Raw genomic sequence first — 20098 nt, 5'->3', positions numbered from 1 at the left:
GCCATATCAACGATCAGCATGGCAACCGCCATTCTCCTCGGTCTGACCGCAAGTCGCGCTATGTGCCTGCTCCCGCGCTCAGTGCTAGTAGGGGCTCACAGACGCGTGAGGTCACCAGGGGAGCGGCTCCATGGCGGAAGCGATTGAAGATCAGGACGCGCACGAGATCGCGGTGGCGGCCTATCTATACTTCTATCCTCTCGTCACGATGGATCTCACGCGCAGGCAACTAACGAACATTGCTGAGCCGCAAGGCATCCATGGCCCCATGAATACCTTCGTCAGTGTCGCCGCGTTTCCGCCGGCGGAGATGAAGGCTGTGGTTCGTCCGAATTTCGACACGCTATATTCCAGCGCCTGGCTCGATTTGACCAAGGAACCGATGATCGTCTCGGTTCCGGATACGGCGGGGCGGTTCTACCTGCTGCCGATGCTCGATATGTGGAGCGATGTTTTCGCCTCTCCGGGGTGGCGCACGACGGGAACGCGAGCGGGCGATTTCGCGCTTGTGCCGCCGGGCTGGAATGGGCCGCTGCCGGCGGATGCGGTGAGGATCGATGCGCCCACACCCTATGTCTGGATCATCGGGCGCACGAAAACCGACGGTCCCGCCGATTACGACGCTGTGCATAAGATCCAAGCCGGTTACAGGATCACCCCGTTGTCCCGCTGGGGTAGGGTGTGGGAGCCCGCGACCGGAACCGTCGATCCGAGCCTTGACATGAAGACGCCGCCGAAAGTCGCGGTCGATAGGATGCCCGCCAGCAAGTTCTTCGCTTATGCGGCCGAGATCCTCAAGCTGCAGCCGCCTCATGTCACCGATCAGCCGATCCTCGCACAGATGAAGCGGATCGGCATCGAGCCGGGCAAGAGCTTTGATCTCGACAAACTCAGTTCCGCGATCAGGTCCGGGCTTCAATCCGCGCCTGAGGAAGCGTTGAAGTTGATGGCCTGGAAGGTTCCGACCCTCGCATCCGTGACCAATGGCTGGTCGATGAACACCGATACGATGGGCGTCTATGGCAATTACTATCTGAAGCGGGCAATCGTCGCCCAATTGGGCCTCGGCGCCAACCTGCCGGAAGATGCGATCTACCCCCTCAATCTCGCCGATGAGGCCGGCAAGCCGCTCGGGGGCTCGAGCGCCTATGTGCTCCATTTCGACAGCTCGGCCAAGCCGCCGGTCGACGCCTTCTGGTCGATCACGCTCTACGATGACGACGGCTTTCAGGTCGCGAATACGCTCAACCGCTTCGCGATCAGCAGTTGGATGCCAATGACATACAATGCGGATGACTCACTCGATCTCTATGTCCAGAACGCCAGCCCCGGGCCTGACAAAGAGGCGAACTGGCTGCCGGCACCCAAAGGCACGTTTAACCTCACGATGCGGCTCTATGCGCCGAGAAGCGAAGCGCTCACGGGCAAATGGAACCCGCCCGCCGTGGTGAACTGCTCCGCCTAGGGCAGCCGCAGGCCTCGCGCTGGGATTGGATCGTCACGGTCCAATGACGGAGGCTATTCGCCGAGGGTGAAGGCCATCATCGTGGCCGCTGGGATTGCTCGGTATCCGCATGCTGCTTTGCTTCGTCCTCGGTTTCCTGCAGGACCTTCTCCTGGGCTTTTCCCAATCGCGGGAAGTGATGGACGGCGCGCTGCCTGATCCGGACAGCTACATGCGTCTGGTCCGGCTGCACGACATGATGGCGGCTCACGCGCCGCTGCAGGCGGTGGCGCGGGATGCGTCGGGGGCCGGAACAGTTCTCGCCTGGTCGCATTTGCTGGATTCGCTTTTGTTGCTGCTTGCCTGGCCGCTCGGCTGGTTTCTTGACCCGACGAAGTCGCTGCTTTGGGCGGGGATTCTGCTCGGACCGCTGAGCGTCGGGCTGCTGTGCGCGAGCACCGCCTGGGCTTGCGCGCCGCTGACGGACCCCGCGTGGCGCTGGACGACGGCGGTCGTCGCCCTGACCTATGCGCCGATTGTCGACTACGCCCTGCCGGGGGTGATCCACCATCACATCCTCGTCGCCCTGAGCGCGACATCGACCGTCGGCTGGGCCTTTCGGGGTGCCGGCGGCCGCGCCTCCGCCGGATGGCAAGCCGGTCTCTGGGCCGCGATCGGCTTATGGTTCAGCCCGGAGACGATGCCCTTCACGCTCATGGCATTCGGTGCATTGGGGCTCGGATGGATGACCGCGAGGCCCGAACGCGCCGCTGGGCGGAGCGTCTGCGCGATGGGCACCGCGCTGTTGCTTGTGGTCATGCTCGTTGTTGCTGTCGATCCGCCGAGTGGTGGCTTCTGGGCACCTCAAATCGATCGTGTTTCAATCGTCTATGTTTGGATGGGCCTGGCCTGCCTGTGCATAGGCTGGGCGGCTTGGGCCCTCGACCGGGCCGGTTTCGCGGGCGCGCGACGGGTGGTCATCGGCGGCTTTCTGGCGGCTGTGCTCCTGGGGGCATGGATCCTTCGCTATCCCTCCGTCACTCTTGGACCGTCCGGGTTGCTCACGCGCGAGCAGAGCCGTGCGTTTTTTGGCCTCATCGCCGAGATGGCGCCGGCCGATACCGTTTCGACTTTCTTGAGCACTGTGTTGCCGGGCCTGCTTGGTGCCGCAGTCGTGATCGCGATGGCGCTCCGTCGTCGGACGGTTCTGTGGGGCTATGCGGTGCTGTGCAGCCTGTTCGTTGTGGCGCTCGGCATCACGCATATTCGGTTTGGCACCTATGGCGCGGTGCTCGGGGCGGGCGCCTTGCCGGTCGCGCTGTCCCCGCTTCGGCACCGCTTTGGTCCGGCGCATTTTCGGGCGAAGGCATTGCTGCGGATCGGGGTCGCGGCGGTCTTTCTGCTCGGGCCTTTCGCGGGCCTGCTGGCGGATGATGGGTCCGATGATGATGACGATACCGTCTGCTCGGTTCGGGCCGCCGTGCCTTTGCTGGCGCCCTTTGCCGGTCAGGTGGTGCTCGCGGATGTCGATGATACGCCGGAGCTTCTCTATCGGACCGGGGTGCTGACGGTCGGCTCCCTCTATCACTCAAATATCGCGGGTTTCATGCGGCTTCGCGCTGCCTGGCGGAGCGCCGCTTCGCGCGTGGAGCCTGAGGCCCTGCGCAACACTGGAGCAGTGGCGATCCTGGCCTGTCCGGGTGCGGCGCGCTCGCTGTTGGTGCAGGATTTGCCGCCACAGACCCTGCTGGACCAACTGGATCAAGACCGTCCGCCGCCATGGCTTGCGCTTGTCGCCCGTGGTGCCGATGGATCAACGCTTTACCGCGTCCGGTAAGGAGTCAAACGCGTCGGCGCCCAGGAAAGGCCGCTGGACGGCTTAAGCAATTTGGCTCGGCGCGCGATTCTGCGTGGCAATTGCCGACGGCCTTGGCCACGATACCTCCGAAGGGAGCCGGGGATGGTAGAAAGGATGGATGCAAAGGACGTCAAAATCGCCCGACTTGAGGCAGCCCTGAAATATACCTGCGAGCTCAGCGCGATCCTGGCCGCCGTGGAGACCAAGCCGCGTTCCGCGGAGACGCAGCGGAAGCTCGATCGCGCCTGGAGCCAACTTATCGTCACCCTTCCGCCCGAACCGCGATTGGACGATTGGTCTTCCAGGACGGGATGATCCAACCGTCGCGGGCGCCTCGGCTGTCTAGCCTCGGCTCTCCCTCGTGTATCTGATCGTCCGACTCTCCTAAGGATGGTCCGAACAACGCCTTGACCGCCATCAAGATACGCAGAGGCCGGAGATCTCAACCGCTTGCGTTGTTTGGAGGCATCATGAATTTACTCGGTACCCCCTCAGGTCGCTTTCCCGAGGTCTCGCGTGGTCAGCCAGCGCCTGCGACCCGCGTCATTGAGGAGGAGCCGAAATGGCGGCACAAGCCCGCCCTTTCAAATGCCGATGCTCAATCGAAAGTCATTCCAACAAGGTGGCGCGCATTCCAAAAGCATGCGCTGAAGGTGCGAGCTGAATCCGCTGAGGACAGCCACGTGATTGGCATCGCGCTTCGCAGGATAGACATTCAACTTTCGTTCTGCGGCCGCGTTGTGCAGGACGGTGTCCTGATGCCTGGGATGTCGGTTGTGAATGCGCCCGGCCTTGTCATTGACGGCCTACTTCGTGGACCGACGGACGTTCTTCACCTGCATATCCCGAACGAGATCATTGCCGAATGCGGGAGATACATGGAGTCGCGCGGCACCGCGGAGCTCCCTTCCGGGCCGAGTTCCGCGCGAGATCCGGCCATAGAACGCCTTGGGATGGCCTTGCTTGAAGCGGACGAGTTCGGCAGCGCATTCGGGTCCCTCTACGCGGATTCCATCAGCATCGCGATCGTTACCAGGCTTTTGGACACGGCACGCAAGAGGAATCACTCCGAGCGGCCAAAGGCCTCGGGACTTGCGAAATGGCGGCTCAAGCGGGCGCTTGATTATATCGACGGCAATCTCGGTGAAGCGGTCAGCCTTGCCGACCTTGCCTCCGCCGCCGGGCTGACGCGGATGCATTTCGCCGCGCAATTCCGTGGCGCAACCGGTTTGCGGCCGCATGATTACCTGCTCCGCCGCCGCATCGAGAGAGCGCAAACGATGCTGCGTTACTCGAATAACTCGATTTTGGATGTCGCCTTACAGGTCGGCTTCCAGACCCAGGCCCATTTCACCTCCACATTCCGGCGCTTTGTCGGTGAGCCACCCAATGCTTGGCGCCGGGCGCAAAATATCGGGCCTTGAGCCGGACCGACGACGGCCCTTTCCCGGCGACGGCTACGCCTGGAGACGGTGCCGGAAGTGCCTCGAACGTGCGTTTGCGACAAATGGCGTGCGATCCGGCAAAGTGATCTCAGCGACGATGCCGTACCGTCGTGCAGTGAGACAATCCTCGGCCCGGGAGCCGTGCGTCAGCGGGCGTTGGTTTCGTCGCGCGCCGGATCTGCTGACGGCAACAAGGAATGAGAAAGAAAGATGACAGACAGGAAGCCTGGCGTGGCGCCTAATACCGCGCTCGTGACCCATTACCGCACGGCCATGATTGACGGCGTGAGCATCTTCTACCGCGAGGCTGGCCCATCCGATGGGCCCGTTGTTGTGCTGCTCCACGGCTTTCCGACCTCATCGCATATGTTTCGTAACCTGATCCCTGTACTCGCCGACCGCTACCATGTCATTGCGCCGGATTTTCCTGGCTTCGGACAGAGCGCGATGCCTAAGAATACCGAATTTTCCTATACCTTTGGCAAATACGCAGAGCTGATGGACGGTCTCCTCCAGCAACTTGGGATAACGCGCTACGCGATGTATGTGATGGATTATGGCGCGCCGGTCGGCTACCGCCTCGCGCTGCTGCACCCGGAGCGGGTCAGCGCCCTGATCGTGCAGAATGGCAATGCCTATGAGGAAGGTCTCAAGGAGTTCTGGGACCCGATCAAGCTCTACTGGGCGGATGGCTCGGCGGCCCATCGCAAGGCGCTGAGTGTCTTGGTGGCCTCTGCCACGACGAAGTTCCAGTACACGGATGGCATGAGCGATGTGTCGCGCATCGATCCGGACAACTGGCAGCATGACCAGGCTCTGCTGGATCGACCGGGCAACGAGGATATCCAGATGGACTTGTTCTACGACTACCGCACGAATGTCCCGCTCTATCCCAAATTCCAGGCCTTCTTCCGGGAGCGGCAGCCCCCGACGCTGATCGTCTGGGGCAAGAATGACAAGATATTCCCGGCCGATGGCGCTGGACCCTATCTTCGGGATCTTCCAAATGCCGAACTCCACCTTCTTGATACCGGGCATTTCGCGCTTGAGGATAGGCTGGATGTCATGGCCCCGCTGATCCACGATTTCCTCGACCGCACCAACGCGCGATAGGCCGAACCCGTATCCGTCGGTGGCTCAGCCGACAAAGCGTGGCCGGCTGAGCAGGCCTTCCTCGATTTCGAGAGTCTTGCGGTCCCATTGCTGGGTGCTCGCCGCGGCCTCGTAGGTGCTCTGCAGAAATGCGAGCAGAGTGGTGTCCGGATCCTTGGCGGCTCGAACGACATCGTATGGCAGTATGAATTCGCCAAGCTTCGGGTCGAACTTCGCTTCGCTCGGCAGGACCGGGGCGCGCGCGAAGTCGGGAGGGGCAGGGTAGCAGTAGGAGTAGAAGGCGGCGTGGAGAACAGTGCCGCCGCCGGGCCAGAAACCGGCGCTCGACACCTCATGCGAATAGGCTTCGCGTGTCACGGGATCCGGCAAGTGAGGAACGCCGCCCGGGTGCAGAGGCGCGGGGCGGCCGGAGAACCGGGTCACGGCAAGGTCGAAGCTGCCCCAGAACAAATGGACAGGACTGCACTTGCCGATGAATCGCGTGCGGAAGCGTTTGAAAACCCGGTCGCACTGGACGAGCGCGAGCCAGAAGCGATGCGCGGACTCCCTGTCGTACTCTCGCATCGTTACGTCTTCAGGGAACGGCGTCGGATCTGCCAGTTCGTTTGGATGGATATCGATTTCGACTGGGACACCAAGCCTCGTCAACGTTTCCAGAACCTTCGAATAAAAACTCGCGACGCTGCCGCAAGAGAGCGGAATCTGATCTTGGCCGCCGTTGCTCACTCGAATGAGCAACACATGTGAGATGAGATCAAATTCGAGTTCAAATGCGAGGGCGTCGTGCGGAATCAGGCTCGTCGTCAATCCGCGTGCGGAGGCATAGAATGTCGCGTGCCAGGCGTGATTTAACCAAGGCGTTCGGGCCAGGCGGATCTTGCCGACAATTTGCGTCCAAAGCTGCAGAGTTTCGATCGTGGGTCGAAGCGCATCATAGTCCAGATGGGGCCAAGCACTATCCGAAGCTGGTCGCGCCACACGCATTCTCCCTGGGCACTAGGCGGAGCACGAATATTCGCACAGAACAGCGGGTCACTCAATACAACCTACGGAAGCCAATCCGTATCTAGCCCTTTGGAGGCGACTGCAATACTGGCAGCGCCGCTGGTCCAAGACCAGGCGAAGGCCAGATCTTCCCGCCCGTCAATGTTGCACCGCGCCCGGCTGGTTGAATATATCGTCCGGGTCGAGGAGGCGGCAGGCGTCACAGCCGATGAAAACAAAATTCCGATCATTGTCGGGGTGCCCACCGCGGAGAAATTCGGGGTAAGCGGACAGTCGAGGGGACAGATCGAGGCGTTGCGCTTCGCCTTTGTTTCCGGCGGTAGGTTGCCCGATGGCACTGTGGTTCGAGGCAATCACTTCCTCAATAGCCGCAAGGTGTGGACGGAGCGCTTTGTCATCGGCATCCAATCATTTCAGTTTACCGGTGAAATCCACAACTTCGTTCAGGCCGTCTGGAAAAAATATCAAAGTGAAGTTCCGATCCTTTTGACCGAGCATGGGTTTGACGCGGTTCAAGCCGCGTTGCCGATATATCAAGGCAACGGCGGAACCCATGACGAAGCAAATCAAGCCCGAATCGTCGCGCAGCAGATCGCCAACACAAACAATACCCGCGCGTATTATGCGATTTTACGAAGAATGTGTTTCTTCCAGTGGCTCAACACCTATTACAAATGCGGCGACCCGAGTGGAGGAAAAGCGAAATATAGCAACACCTGCACGGAGGGGAATTTCGGCCAGGTTAAATGGAATGAGTTCGGTGCGCCTCCGCCAACTCCGACCAGAACGGGGAAGACCAGAAAAGGCCAGACCTATCCGATCGACCAGGCAAATCAGAAGCCTGCCGTCTACGAAGCGGTGCGGATCGGTTTCTTCGGGTCCTCCTAGCTTCGCGCCCGTGCCCGCTCGGTGCGAGCGCGCCATCGGATTGATTTTCCTCGGCATAGATGACGTCGCTTCCATTGCCCGAGAGATGCTCCGGTTGCCTCGCCTATAATGGTCGCGCTGGGAATGCTCCCACCGGCGCTCGCGAGAGCGTCACAAGGATTCGCAAATCCAGAAAAATCGAAATCCGACTATTATTGCCCGACCAGAACGCGGAGGCGCTCTCGCAGGATTGAGGTCTAATTTGGCGGAAGTCCAAGCGTCTGGACCCCGATGCCAGTGTCGTCGGCGTTTGCGCGCCGGGTGATGAACCGCGGCCGGAGAAACTCGCGAAATGTGGCCGCGCGTTAGACCCGGGAATTGTGTTGTTACTTGAGGAGTCGAAACCAGGATGCCGGCAGGCGTTCCTCTCATCCCGTTCTCCTGCGGACAAACAACTTTTGGTCGGCGGGGAGAGAAACGCAACCCTTAAGTGCAATTGTAAAGCGAAATGCAACTTGCGCGCGTCCATCTAGCGTCCGGGGCGGAGCTGGGTGGTCCGGCGTCGCCGCGATTGGGCTGAAAAATTGCCCCGTTTTTTAGCCATTAGGCGTATAACGGGGGGCGGCCTTTCCCGTGCCAATTGCTATCCGTGAACCAAGACGGCGGCGCCGCCTGGGCGATGGATGATCGACGCCTGGCTCGAAATCGAGGTAGAGGATTACGGTTTCTGTCTGTTGGTTTATCGCAATGAAGACGACCATAATGGCGCTGAGCGATGCCGCGGGCCGGGCCGGTCGATGTCGCCTGGAATGTAAAGTGCCTCTCGGGAGTGTCGCTTGACGATCCGCAGCGCTACGCTTGGATAAAACAAAACGGCTCCGCAAAGGGGCTTGCAGGGGTGAGGGGAAATGAAAATCTACGAGGTCAAGGCGCATTGGGATGGCGAAGGACGGCTCTGGCGAGCCGAAAGCGAGGATGTGCCGGGTTTGGTGGCTGAGGCGGCGACCGTGGAGCTACTGCTACGTGATCTGCGCGATCTTGTGCCCGAGTTGCTGAGCACCAAGGTCGATCCCTATCACGCAAGTGGCCCAATCCCGTTCAGACTGATTGCCGATCGCGCCGAATGGGGTGCCCGCCACTTTACCTAACGCCTCATGCCCAGCTTGCATCGACCACAATAAAGCTCGCCGACACCGCGCCGTTCCAGGCCTCGGCGCGGAGGTGGCCTACTAGATGGAGCGGCCGGCCGGAGGGGTCGAGCAGCGCCTCCGCGACCGCGCCGGTCTTGCCGCGAAACAGCACCGCTTTCAAACGGCCGCCATCCTCGCCAGTGAGGAAAGCCCGGACCGTGGCGCCATCTTTCCCGATACGGTCAGCGCGGCTGACCCGGGCATGCGGCACTACAAGCAGCGGCTCGTCATTGCCCGAACCGAAGGGGGCGAGGCGTAGCAAATGTTCTGCGACTTCCACGGTGGCGCCGCGAATGGCGAGACTTCCCTCGATGGTGAGTGCCGCGGCGCGGGGCATGGCCGTCGCCGCGTTCAGCTGTGTGTTGAGGAAGTCGTGCAAGGCCGCAATCCCGGCCTCGGGCAATGCGAAGCCGGCCGCCATGGCGTGGCCGCCGCCTCGGTCCAGCAGGCCGCTTTGGCGCGCTGCCAGGATCGCGGCGCCAAGATCGAGGCCGGGCATGGAACGCCCAGAACCGACGGCATTGCCTTCCGTGATCGCGAGCACGCAGGCGGGGCGGTTGAAGCGTTCCTTGAGGCGGCCGGCCACGATGCCGACGACGCCGGCATGCCAGTCGCCCGCCACCAACAGCACGGCACAGCCGGACGCGACCTGGGCCGCCGCCATGGCGATGGCCTGTTCCAGAACACCCGCCTCGATCTGCTGACGCTGGCGGTTCACCCCATCCAGGATTTCGGCGATTTCCCGCGCCTCGGCGGCATCCTCGGTGAGCAGCAGCCGCAGGCCGAGACCGGAATCGGAGACCCGCCCACCGGCATTTATGCGCGGGCCAAGCGCGAAACCGCAGGTCATCGCGGTGGGCAGGCCGCGCACCTGCGCGACCTCCAGCAACGCCGCCACACCCGGCCGCAAGCCGCGCCCCATGACGCGCAAACCCTGGCCGACCAGCGCGCGATTGAGGCCCGTCAGCGGCATCACATCGCAGATCGTCGCCAGCGCCACAAGATCGATCAGCGCCATGAGGTCGGGCTCTGGATGGCTCGTGAAGAAGCCGTCCCGCCGCAGCACCCGCATCGCCGCGACCGCCGCGAGAAAGACCACCGCCGTGGCGCAGATATGGCCGTGGCCGGAGTTGCAGTCGAGCCGGTTGGGATTGACCGTCGCCAGCACCGGCGGCGGCGGTCCCTCGGCCTTGTGGTGGTCGAGCACGATGATCTCGGCCTCACCCGCCATCGCCGCGAAAACGTCCGTCGCTGCCGTGCCGCAATCGACGCAGAGGATGAGTGTGGCGCCTCGCGCGCAGAGTCCGCGCAGTGCTGGCAGATTGGGGCCGTAGCCCTCTTTCATGCGGTCGGGCACATGGGTATGGACGACGCAGCCGAGGCCGCGCAGCAACTGCGTCATCAGCGCCGTCGCGCAGGCGCCGTCCACGTCGTAGTCGCCGAAGATGCCGACCGTTTCACCCGCGCGCACGGCAGCCGCGAGGCGGGCAGCGGCAATGTCCATGTCCGAGAAGCAGGACGGGTCCGGCAGCAGCGCGCGCAGCGTCGGAGCGAGGAACTGCGCCGCCAATTCCTGCGTCACGCCGCGCATGGCGAGCAGTCGGCCCAGGATCTCCGGCAATTCGAGCCGCTGTGCGAGGCCAAGCGCCTGCGCTTCTGAGGCCGTCGCGGTGGAGGGGTGCCATACCCAGCGTCGCCCGCCGAGGCTGAGCTCGACACCAAGCACAAGTTCTGAGGGGGACGCGGCCTCTGGCTCCGGCAAGCGAGTGACGGCGCTCAAGAGAAGTCCGATGCGAAAATCGCCAGTGTCGATATCACCCGCGCGACCAGGTCTTCGTGCTGAAATCGTGATGTGCTTCCACGAAACGCACTGTGCCGGATTTGCTGCGCATGATGACCGAATGGGTCACGGCGCCGTCCCCCTCGCGCATCACGCCGCGCAGCATGGGACCGGTAGTGACGCCGGTCGCGGCAAACATCACGTCGCCACCAGCCATTTCGTGCAGCCCATATTTGCGGCGCGGATCCGTAACACCCATGCCGTGGGCGCGGGCGATCTGGGCGTCGTCCTCGAACAACAGGCGGCATTGCATCTGCCCGTTGACGCAACGCAAGGCCGCCGCCGCGATCACGCCCTCGGGCGCACCGCCGGAACCAAGATAGATATCGACGCCGCCCTCCGGCCGGCTCGTCGCGATGCAGCCCGCGACATCGCCCGCGGAGATCAGCATGATACGGGCGCCGGCCTCGCGGCACTCGGCGATGATCTCCTCATGGCGCTCGCGGTCGAGCAGGCAGACGACGAGATCCGAGACATCGATCTTTTTCGCCCGCGCCAGGTTGCGCAGGTTCTCGCGCGTCGGCGCGTCGAGGTCCACGACGCCCTGCGGCAAGTTGGGGCCGACCGCGATCTTCTGCATGTAGACATCGGGCGCGTGCAGGAAGCGTCCCTTATCGGCCAGCGCGATCACCGCCATGCCATTGGCGGCGCCCTTGGCGACGATCTCGGTGCCCTCAAGCGGATCGACGGCGATATCCATTTCCGGCCCGCCCTGGCCGACCTTCTCGCCGATATAGAGCATCGGCGCCTCGTCCATTTCGCCTTCGCCGATGACGACCGTGCCGGAAATGGCGACAGAGTCGAAAGCGTGGCGCATGGCCTCGACGGCGGCGCCATCGGCGGAGTTCTTATCACCCCTGCCGATCCACTGCGCGGCCGCGATGGCGGCGGCTTCCGTGACCCGCACCAGCTCGAGGGCGAGGTTGCGGTCGGAATGCTGCGGTGTCTGTAAGACCATGGGACGTTTTCTCCTTCGGGGCCTAAGCGGCGATCAGATCAGACGCGGACCCGGCCTTCGCCGAGGGTGGCTGGAGAACAGGCGGCCCGGTCCAGCCCTTACTACCCCGCCTCGATTCGGATCAAAGCCGGCGGCTCCAATACTGTCGGCAGGGCGGCGATAGCGGCGAGGGCGGTCATCATCTGCGCCTCCACCGTCTCATGCGTCACCAGGACGATCGGCACCTGCTCACCCGGATCCTGGCCGTGTTGCAGCATCGACTGGAGCGAGACACCCGCATCCCGCAGCGCCGCCGCGACATCGGCGATGACGCCAGGCTGATCGCGCACCGTCAGGCGGAGGTAATAGGCGCCAACATGCCGTTCCATCGGCAGCGTCGGCAAAGCGGGCAAGGCGCCAACTGTCGCGCCCCAGCTCGGCGCGAACCGGCCGCGCGCGATATCGATGAGGTCGGCAACCACGGCGGAGGCGGTGGGTCCCGCACCGGCGCCGCGCCCCATCAGCATGACCCGGCCGACCGCGTCGCCCTCCGCCACGACGGCGTTGAAGACGCCATCGACCTGCGCCAGGGGGTCGGCCTCCGGCACCAGCGCGGGGTGCACGCGCATCTCGATACCGCCGTCGCGCCGCCGGGTGATACCCAGCAGCTTGATGCGGAAACCTAGCTCGCGGGCAAAGGCGATATCCAGCGCGGAGATGCGGCGGATGCCCTCGACATGCATGCTCGCGAAGGACACCGGCGCACCGAAGGCCAGGCTGGCGAGAATGGCGAGCTTATGCGCGGCGTCGATCCCGTCGACGTCGAAGGCGGGATCGGCCTCGGCGTAGCCGAGCCGCTGCGCCTCGGCCAGGACCTCGGCGAAGTCATGGCCCTGCTCGCGCATCACGGTCAGGATGTAGTTGCAGGTGCCGTTGAGGATGCCCGCGACGGAGGTCAGATTGTTCGCGGCCAGGCCTTCGCGCAGCGCCTTGATGGCGGGAATGCCGCCCGCCACGGCGGCCTCGAAAGCCAGCGGCACACCGGCCGCTTCTGCCGCCCCGGCAAGCTCGCCGCCATGCAGCGCGAGCAGTGCCTTGTTCGCGGTCACCACCGGCTTGCCTGCGGCGATCGCCGCCCGCACCAAGGCCGGTGCCGCGCCTTCGCTGCCGCCGATGACCTCGACCACGACATCGACCTCGGGATCGTTGGCGAGCGCCACCGCGTCCTCATGCCAGGACAGACCCGCCACCGGCAGGCCGCGATCCCGTGTGCGGTTCCGCGCCGAGACTGCTGTGACCACGATCGGGCGGCCGGCGCGCGCGGCGATGAGCGTCGCATTGTCGCGCAGCAGCGTCATCACGCCGCCGCCAACCGTGCCGAGACCAGCGAGACCGATGCGGAGAGGCACGCTCATGCTGGCACCTGATCGGCTGGTGAGGTCGGCGCGTTGCTCTCGGTGTGCAGGAAGCCGCGAATGTTGCGCACCGCCTGGCGCAGCCGCTGCGTGTTCTCGACCAGCGCGATGCGGACATGGCCGTCGCCATGCTCGCCGAAGCCGATGCCGGGTGCCACCGCGACGCGCGCCCGCTCCAGCAGCAGCTTGCTGAAGTCGAGGCTGCCCATATGGACATAGCGCGGCGGGATGGGCGCCCAGGCGAACATCGAGCCGCGCGGGCTCGGCATCTGCCAGCCAGCGGCGGCGAGACCCGGAACGATCACGTCCCGCCGCTCGCGATAGAGCGAACGCGCCGCCTCGACGCAGTCCTGAGGCCCGTTCAGTGCCGCGACCGAGGCAACCTGGATCGGCGTGAAGGCGCCGTAGTCGAGGTAGGATTTCATCCGCGCAAGCGCCGTCACCAGCCGCTGATTGCCCGCGGCAAAACCCATGCGCCAGCCGGGCATCGAATAGGTTTTCGACAGGCTGGTGAATTCCACAGTCACCTCCCGCGCGCCCGCGACCTGCAACACGGAAGGCGGCGGCTCGCCGTCGAAATAAAGCTCCGCGTAGGCTAGATCTGAGAGGATGTAGAATTCATGACGCCGGGCGAGCGCCACCAGCTCCTTGTAAAAATCGAGCGACGCCAGATGCGCCGTTGGGTTGGACGGAAAGTTGACGATCAGCGCTGTCGGTTTGGGAACGGAGTGGCGCACCGCGCGGTCGATCGCGCGCAGCATCTCGTCATCGGGTGTCGCGGGAATGCTGCGCACCGCCGCGCCCGCGATGATGAAGCCGAACTGGTGGATCGGGTAGGACGGGTTCGGCACCATGATGGTGTCGCCGGGGCTTGTGATGGCGGCAGCGAGATTGGCGAGCCCCTCCTTGGAGCCGAGCGTCGCGATGACCTCCGTCTCAGGATCGAGCGTGACGCCGAAACGCCGCTGGTAGTAGCCCGAGAGCGCCCGGCGCAGGCCGGGAATGCCGCGGCTGGTGGAGTAGCGATGCGTGCGCGGATCCTGCACCGCCTCGATCATCTTGGCGACGATGTGCGGCGGCGTGGGACTGTCCGGATTGCCCATGCCGAGGTCGATGATGTCGGCGCCCTCGGCGCGGGCGGCGGCTTTGGCCTTGTTGACCTCCGCGAAGACGTAGGGCGGCAGGCGGCGGATACGGTGGAACTCTTCGGTCATGACGGTCGATCGATCCGGGCAGGAGAGGCGAGGAAGGCGGTGAAAGGCGCCGCAGCAGGCGGCCCGGCCCTCAATCGATGAGGCGGGCGAGGCCACCCGTGCCGGTAGCTCGCGCCTCTGTGCGGATCTGGTCGCGCTTTACCCCGGAAGCGAGCAGGCGGACGGTGATGGCGCGGGCCCTTTCGATGGCGAGCGGCATGGCGGCGGCCTGGACGCCGATGGCGTCGGTCTTCGCGCCGCCATAGCCGGTCGCCTCGATATGCGCGGTCTTGCGCTGATGGGCGAGCGCCTTCAGCGCGTTGTCCATGGGCACCGTGATTATCGCGGAACCCGGCGCGAAGCCCACCATGACGGGCGCGACCTTGGGCAGCGGCGGCGGCGGCACATAGGGCGCGGGCTGCGGCGGTGGCACGGCCGCGACGAAAACACGGGGCGTCTGGGGAATGCCGAAGCCCGGCACAGACGGCGCCATCGGCAGGCTGCCCGGCAGGGCGGGGAGCATCGCTTCGTCGGCCTGTGCGGCCGGGCTCAGCGCGCCGGGAATGCTCGGCTCGTTGGTGGGCGCGAAGAAGCCACTGGATGCGGGGGCTGCCGCGCCGGCGGCGGGGAGCGCCGTGGTCCTCGGCGCTTTCGTTTTTCGGCTGGGCGTGGCGGCATCGAAGTTCATCGCGGCGAGCGGATCACTCGCGGAGCTTCCAGCACTGGACGCCGCGGCGTTACCGGCCGCGGGCGCCCCGGCCGCGGGAGCGGGCGGGGGCGATAAGGCGGCGAAGTCGTCGGAGGAGCGAAGCGGCGCGCCGGTGGTGATCGCCGGAACCTGCGCGATCGCGGCCGGGCGCGTAGCCGGCGGCAAGGTGGAAACCGGGTTCGCGGCGGCATAGCCCTGTGCCGCGCTGCGCTGCTCGGCCAGGGTCTCGGTCAGCTTCTTCCACTCCCAGTCGGGCATCCCGGCCGGGCGAGTCGGGGCCGCCGCGAGCATGGGATACGGTTGTTTGTCGCCCGGCGGCGGCGGACGGTTGGCGGCAATCTCGCCGCCCTCCAGCCCATGCCACCAGCTCACCGGGTTGATCGGTGGCGGCACTCGGTCGCAGCCGGAGAGCAGCAAAAGCATGGCCGCGCCTAGCGCCGCCGGTGGGGCAGCCGCGCGCCGCCGCATGGGTTGAAGCGGACCCTGCCGAGGAGTACCTTGTGATCTGGCTAGCAACATCCCGCGCATGTCCCTGTAGGCGGCGCCTGATCTAGCCCAATGACAGACGGGCGGAAAGGACAGCTTCATGGACGCGCGAGAGAAACCCGACGCTTCCGACATTAGGCTGCCCGATCCAGAGCTTGTCCGCCGGACGATGTCGGACATCGCCGAGCGTTCACAGCGCATCGTTTCGACCTGGCTGCGCCGCCAGGGCTCGTCCCAGGCGCAGACGCCCGGCCAGGGTCCTGGTATGGGGCAGCCGATGGGGCAGGGCGCCACGCCGAGCGCCGATCCGCTGAACATCGGCGGCGCCTTTCTCGAGATGACGACACGGCTGATGTCCAACCCCAGCCGCCTGATGCAGGCCCAGCTCGGCCTGTGGCAGGACTACATGACGCTGTGGCAGAACACCACGCGTCGCATCATGGGCATCGAGACGACGCCTGTGATCCAGGCCGATCCGCGCGACCGCCGCTTCAAGGATGATGCCTGGCGGGACAACGAGATCTTCGACTTCATCAAGCAAAGCTACCTGCTCTCCGCCCGCTTCGTGCAGGACGTGGTGAAGGATGTCGATGGGCTGGAGCCGAAAGTCGCCCAGAAGGTCGATTTCTACTCGCGCCAATTCGTCGATGCGCTGAGCCCGAGCAACTTCCTCCTCACCAATCCCGAGGTGCTGCGCAAGACGGTCGAGACCGGCGGCGAAAATCTGCTCAAGGGCCTGACCAACCTCCTCACCGATCTGGAGCGTGGCAAAGGCAATCTGCGGATCCGGATGACGGATGACGAGGCGTTCAAGCTTGGCGACAATATCGCGATGACGCCGGGCAAGGTGGTGTGGCAGACGCCGCTCATGCAGCTCATCCAATATGCGCCGACCACGCCGGATGTGCTGAAGCGGCCGCTTCTCGTTATCCCGCCCTGGATCAACAAATTCTACATTCTCGACATGCGGCCGAAGAACAGTTTCGTGCGCTGGGCGGTGTCTCAGGGCCACACGGTCTTTATCGTGAGCTGGGTCAATCCCGACGAGGAGCTCGCCGCCAAGGATTTCGGCGACTACATGAAGGAAGGCATCCTTGCCGCGCTGGACGGCATCGAAGCCGCCACCGGTGAGCGTGAGATCAATGCGATCGGCTATTGCCTCGGCGGCACGCTGCTGGCGAGCACCCTTGCCTGGATGGCGGTGAAGAAGGATCGCCGTATCAAATCCGCGACCTTCTTCGTGACGTTGCTCGATTTTTCGGAAGCCGGTGAGCTGAGCGTCTTTATCGACGAGCAACAGATCCAGGCTATCGAGGAAAAGATGAGCCGGCGCGGCTATCTCGAAGGTGGCGAGATGTCGCAGACCTTCAATATGCTGCGCGCCAACGACCTCATCTGGTCCTTCGTGGTCAATAACTACCTCCTTGGCAACGAGGCGTTTCCCTTCGATCTGCTCTACTGGAACGGCGATAGCACGCGCATGCCGGCGGCGATGCACAGCTTCTATCTTCGCCAGATGTACCAGCTCAATAAGCTGATCGAACCCGGCGGCATCACGCTCAACGATGTGCCGATCGATCTCTCCAAGGTCGACCTGCCGGTCTATATGCTGGCGGCGCGGGAGGATCACATCACGCCTTGGAAATCGACTTATCGCGGCTTGCAGAACCTGCGGGGATCGAAGCGTTTCGTTTTGGCGGCGTCTGGACACATCGCCGGTGTGGTCAATGCGCCGGAGTCTGGGAAATACAGCCACAACGTCGGCTCCGCGATGCCGGAAGACGCGGATGAGTGGCTGACGGCCTCGACGGAAATCTCCGGTTCGTGGTGGCCGGACTGGCAGCGCTGGATCTCCAAGCTCGCACCGCAAACGGTTCCCGCGCGCGAGCCCGGCTCGCAGAAGGCGCCGGCGCTGGAGGATGCGCCGGGGTCCTATGTGCGGGTCATGAGCTGAGGGTTGAACGTTACAAACACCGGATGGTTCCGTAACGCTTCGTCATGCTCGGCGAAGGCCGAGCATCCAGGCCTTGCCTTCACGCCGCGACCAAGGCGTGGATCTTCGGCCTTCGCCGAAGATGACGCTTGCTGACTGAACGCTCACGGACTGCCAGTCTGGCGCCTGCGCGCCGTCACAGTCTAATCTGCACAGATGAACATCGACGTGATCGCGACGGCGCTCGGCCTCGTCGCACTGCTGCTCGGCCTGCTGGCGATCTTCCTTGCGCGCCGGGGTGCGGCCGACCCCTCGGCGGAGGGCGAACGCGCGCGCATCTTCAACGAGCAGATCCAGGCCGGCCTCCGCGCCGAATCGGAAACCACACGCGCGCATCTTTCCGCGACCGAACGCGCGCTCGCCGCCGCCATTCAGTCCGGCACCACGGAGGCGCTCAAGCAGGCATTCGCGCAGATCACCACCGCCACCACCGGCGTTTCGACGGCGATGGACGCCATGCGCCAGGCCGCCGTCGAGGAACAGCGCCGCATTGCCGCGACGCTTGACCTCCAGCTCACCACGCTGCGGGAAAGCAACGAAAAGCGCCTCGCCGAGATTCAGAAGACCGTCAACGAGCAGCTCAACGCTGCGGTCGAGAAACAGATGGAGCAGAGCTTCGCCCGCGTCATCGACCAGTTCACCGCAGTGCAGAAAGCACTGGTCGACGTGCAGGCGGTCACCGCGCAGATCGGCGACATCAAACGCCTCTTCTCCAACGTCAAGACGCGCGGCGGCTGGGGCGAGGCGCAGCTGCGCGCCTTGCTCGACGACATCCTGCCCGCCGGCAGCTTCGAGGCGAATGCCAAGATGCGAGACGACAGCGACGAGATGGTCGATTTCGCCGTCGCCATGCCGATGCGCGGCGATGTGAGGGTATGGCTACCGGTGGATGCGAAGTTTCCGCTGGAGGATTACGAGCGGCTGATCGCGGCGTCCGAGATCGGCGACATCGACGCCGAGCGTCTGGCACGCCGCGGCCTCGAACGCCGGCTGCGCGAGGAAAGCCGCAAAATCCGAGAGAAATATATTCATCCGCCGAAGACGGTCGAGTTCGGCGTGCTCTATCTCGCGACCGATGGCCTCTATGCGGAGGTTGCGCGCGTGCCCGGTCTCCTTGAGGAGATGAGCCGCGAGTTTCGCGTGTTGATCCTCGGGCCCAGCTTATTCCCGGCGCTACTTCGCACGGTGCAGCTCGGGCACGTGACTCTGGCGCTGGAGGAAAAAGCCGATCAGATTCGCGTGCTGCTCGGTGCCACGAAGACCGAGATGGTGAAGATGGACGAGGTGCTGGAACGTCTCGCCAAGAATGCGAACGCCATGAGCAGCACGATCGACAAGGCCCGCGTCCGCGCCCGCCAGGTCAGCCGCAAGCTGCGCAGTCTGGAAGTGGTGGAAGGTGCGCGCGCGGAGGAATTACTGGAGCTGGAAATCGCCACGGATCTGCAGGAGGAGATTTGAGGCTCAGTGGACTCAGACATCATGAAGTCTGATCGATTCGCGAGTGTTTCGTCATGCTCGGCGAAGGCCGAGCATCCACGCCTTTGCTAGCGTGATGAAGGCAAGGCGTGGATCCTCGGCCTTCGCCGAGCATGACGGCGGAGACGGGTTGCCGGCTCCGGTTCGTCTGAGTCGGATCCGCTCAACGACTGCTCAGCGCCGCCGAAACGTCTCCACCGCCGACAACAGCGCCGCCCGCGTGCCCGGCTCCAAAGCCGAATGTCCCGCATCCGGCACCACGGTCAGCCGCGCGGCGGGCCAGGCGGCGGCGAGATCGAAGGCGCTGATCGGCGGGCACACCATGTCGTAACGGCCCTGCACGATCTCGGCCGGCACATCGGCGATGCGGTGCATGTGGCCGAGCAGCCCCTCGGGCGGCAGGAACAGGTCGTTGGCGAAATAATGTGCCTCGATGCGGGCGAGGGCGAGGGCGGAACGATCCTCCGCGAAGGACACCACCGCGTCGGGGCTGGGCAGCAAGGTGCTGCAGGAGCCCTCATAGATCGACCAGGCGCGCGCGGCCGGTCCGTGGATGCGAGGCTCGGGATCACCCAGCCTGCGGATATAGGAGCCGAGCACGTCGCCGCGTTCCGCCTCGGGCAGGAAGTTCACGAATTGCGCATGCGCGTCCGGAAAGACCGTCGCGAGGCCGTGCAGGAACCAGGCGACCTCACTGGGGCGGCCGAGGAAGATGCCGCGCAGCACGCAGCCGCGCACCCGTTCGGGATGCGCCTGGGCATAGGCGATCGCCAGCGTTGAGCCCCAGGAGCCGCCGAAGAGAAGCCAGTCCGACACGCCGAGATGGTCGCGAAGCGCCTCGATGTCGCTCACCAAGGCGGGCGTCGTGTTGTTCACGAGGCTGCCGAAGGGGCGGGACCGTCCGGCGCCGCGCTGATCGAAGATGGTGAGGTTCCAGGCGGCGGGATCGAAGAAGCGGCGATGGACCGCGCCAGCCCCGGCCCCCGGGCCGCCATGCAGGAACAAAACGGGCAGGCCGCGCGGATTGCCGACTTGCTCCCAATAGATGCTGTGGCCGCTATCGAGCGGCAGGAAGCCGGAGCGGTAGGGAAAGGTGTCCGGAAAGAGATCGCCGCGCGGCATGCCGG

Annotated in this window: 16 protein-coding genes; 9 read left to right on the top strand and 7 right to left on the bottom strand. The window is 64.4% G+C overall.

Annotated features, from left to right (window positions below; translation table 11 throughout):
• Positions 1-130 precede the first annotated feature (130 nt).
• From GSQ92_RS01285 to GSQ92_RS01265, 5 genes are all read left to right on the top strand, one after another.
• Entirely contained in the window at positions 131-1465 is a 1335-nt protein-coding gene (locus tag GSQ92_RS01285; RefSeq protein ID WP_158801078.1) for a DUF1254 domain-containing protein, read from the top strand.
• A gap of 109 nt (positions 1466-1574) precedes the next feature.
• On the top strand, positions 1575-3281 hold the full coding sequence (locus tag GSQ92_RS01280; protein WP_159012851.1) for a hypothetical protein: 1707 nt from the start codon (positions 1575-1577) through the stop codon (positions 3279-3281).
• A gap of 123 nt (positions 3282-3404) precedes the next feature.
• Positions 3405-3617: a hypothetical protein gene (locus tag GSQ92_RS01275; RefSeq protein WP_158801076.1), complete on the top strand. Its 213-nt coding sequence runs from the start codon at positions 3405-3407 to the stop codon at positions 3615-3617.
• 368 nt (positions 3618-3985) lie between these two features.
• Positions 3986-4726, top strand: a complete 741-nt coding sequence (locus tag GSQ92_RS01270) for a helix-turn-helix domain-containing protein (RefSeq protein WP_159012850.1) — start codon at positions 3986-3988, stop codon at positions 4724-4726.
• A 231-nt stretch (positions 4727-4957) separates the two neighbouring features.
• On the top strand, positions 4958-5860 hold the full coding sequence (locus GSQ92_RS01265; RefSeq protein ID WP_158801074.1) for an alpha/beta fold hydrolase: 903 nt from the start codon (positions 4958-4960) through the stop codon (positions 5858-5860).
• Between the two features lie 24 nt (positions 5861-5884).
• On the opposite strand, the gene GSQ92_RS01260 is transcribed toward GSQ92_RS01265, so the two are convergent.
• Positions 5885-6838 carry a DUF5996 family protein gene (locus GSQ92_RS01260; RefSeq protein WP_216849870.1) on the bottom strand — a complete coding sequence of 318 codons (954 nt, stop codon included), beginning with the start codon at positions 6836-6838 and terminating at the stop codon, positions 5885-5887.
• 96 nt (positions 6839-6934) lie between these two features.
• Here GSQ92_RS01260 and GSQ92_RS01255 point away from each other — a divergent pair, with 96 nt between their 5' ends.
• Positions 6935-7753, top strand: coding sequence for a hypothetical protein (locus tag GSQ92_RS01255; RefSeq protein ID WP_159012849.1), 819 nt, complete (start codon positions 6935-6937; stop codon positions 7751-7753).
• An 887-nt stretch (positions 7754-8640) separates the two neighbouring features.
• Positions 8641-8880, top strand: coding sequence for a DUF1902 domain-containing protein (locus GSQ92_RS01250; protein WP_158801071.1), 240 nt, complete (start codon positions 8641-8643; stop codon positions 8878-8880).
• A gap of 4 nt (positions 8881-8884) precedes the next feature.
• Here GSQ92_RS01250 and recJ read toward each other — a convergent pair whose 3' ends face one another.
• From recJ to GSQ92_RS01225, 5 genes are all read right to left on the bottom strand, one after another.
• Positions 8885-10702, bottom strand: coding sequence for a single-stranded-DNA-specific exonuclease RecJ (recJ, locus tag GSQ92_RS01245; RefSeq protein WP_159012848.1), 1818 nt, complete (start codon positions 10700-10702; stop codon positions 8885-8887).
• A 34-nt stretch (positions 10703-10736) separates the two neighbouring features.
• Positions 10737-11720 (bottom strand): class II fructose-bisphosphatase, encoded by a 984-nt coding sequence (glpX, locus tag GSQ92_RS01240; protein WP_158801069.1) that lies wholly within the window; start codon positions 11718-11720, stop codon positions 10737-10739.
• Positions 11721-11821: 101 nt separating this feature from the next.
• The gene (locus tag GSQ92_RS01235; RefSeq protein WP_158801068.1) at positions 11822-13114 is read right to left on the bottom strand and encodes a homoserine dehydrogenase; all 1293 of its coding nucleotides are present in this window, start codon (positions 13112-13114) and stop codon (positions 11822-11824) included.
• The gene (locus GSQ92_RS01230) at positions 13111-14328 is read right to left on the bottom strand and encodes an LL-diaminopimelate aminotransferase (protein WP_158801067.1); all 1218 of its coding nucleotides are present in this window, start codon (positions 14326-14328) and stop codon (positions 13111-13113) included. The genes GSQ92_RS01235 and GSQ92_RS01230 overlap by 4 nt, the downstream gene beginning before the upstream one ends.
• 70 nt (positions 14329-14398) lie before the next feature.
• Positions 14399-15439 carry an OmpA family protein gene (locus tag GSQ92_RS01225; RefSeq protein ID WP_158801066.1) on the bottom strand — a complete coding sequence of 347 codons (1041 nt, stop codon included), beginning with the start codon at positions 15437-15439 and terminating at the stop codon, positions 14399-14401.
• Positions 15440-15602: 163 nt separating this feature from the next.
• Here GSQ92_RS01225 and GSQ92_RS01220 point away from each other — a divergent pair, with 163 nt between their 5' ends.
• On the top strand, positions 15603-17456 hold the full coding sequence (locus tag GSQ92_RS01220) for an alpha/beta hydrolase (protein ID WP_158801065.1): 1854 nt from the start codon (positions 15603-15605) through the stop codon (positions 17454-17456).
• 207 nt (positions 17457-17663) lie between these two features.
• Entirely contained in the window at positions 17664-18953 is a 1290-nt protein-coding gene (locus tag GSQ92_RS01215) for a DNA recombination protein RmuC (RefSeq protein WP_254065449.1), read from the top strand.
• Positions 18954-19145: 192 nt separating this feature from the next.
• Here the strand turns inward: GSQ92_RS01215 and pip are convergent, their stop codons facing one another.
• Entirely contained in the window at positions 19146-20093 is a 948-nt protein-coding gene (gene pip / locus GSQ92_RS01210; RefSeq protein WP_158801063.1) for a prolyl aminopeptidase, read from the bottom strand.
• Positions 20094-20098: the final 5 nt, after the last annotated feature.

It is taken from the genome of Acidisoma sp. S159 (assembly GCF_009766125.1).
Lineage (GTDB): Bacteria > Pseudomonadota > Alphaproteobacteria > Acetobacterales > Acetobacteraceae > Acidisoma.
This window is presented reverse-complemented; position numbering and strand designations above follow the sequence as displayed.

Excerpts from the sequence above, each read along its gene's own strand:
- GSQ92_RS01235 (WP_158801068.1), bottom strand. The coding sequence starts at position 13,114 with ATGAGCGTGCCTCTCCGCATCGGTCTCGCTGGTCTCGGCACGGTTGGC.
- glpX (WP_158801069.1), bottom strand. The coding sequence starts at position 11,720 with ATGGTCTTACAGACACCGCAGCATTCCGACCGCAACCTCGCCCTCGAG.
- pip (WP_158801063.1), bottom strand. The coding sequence starts at position 20,093 with ATGCCGCGCGGCGATCTCTTTCCGGACACCTTTCCCTACCGCTCCGGC.
- GSQ92_RS01225 (WP_158801066.1), bottom strand. The coding sequence starts at position 15,439 with ATGCTTTTGCTGCTCTCCGGCTGCGACCGAGTGCCGCCACCGATCAAC.
- GSQ92_RS01285 (WP_158801078.1), top strand. The coding sequence starts at position 131 with ATGGCGGAAGCGATTGAAGATCAGGACGCGCACGAGATCGCGGTGGCG.
- GSQ92_RS01265 (WP_158801074.1), top strand. The coding sequence starts at position 4,958 with ATGACAGACAGGAAGCCTGGCGTGGCGCCTAATACCGCGCTCGTGACC.
- GSQ92_RS01250 (WP_158801071.1), top strand. The coding sequence starts at position 8,641 with ATGAAAATCTACGAGGTCAAGGCGCATTGGGATGGCGAAGGACGGCTC.
- GSQ92_RS01230 (WP_158801067.1), bottom strand. The coding sequence starts at position 14,328 with ATGACCGAAGAGTTCCACCGTATCCGCCGCCTGCCGCCCTACGTCTTC.
- GSQ92_RS01220 (WP_158801065.1), top strand. The coding sequence starts at position 15,603 with ATGGACGCGCGAGAGAAACCCGACGCTTCCGACATTAGGCTGCCCGAT.
- GSQ92_RS01275 (WP_158801076.1), top strand. The coding sequence starts at position 3,405 with ATGGTAGAAAGGATGGATGCAAAGGACGTCAAAATCGCCCGACTTGAG.
- GSQ92_RS01280 (WP_159012851.1), top strand. The coding sequence starts at position 1,575 with ATGCTGCTTTGCTTCGTCCTCGGTTTCCTGCAGGACCTTCTCCTGGGC.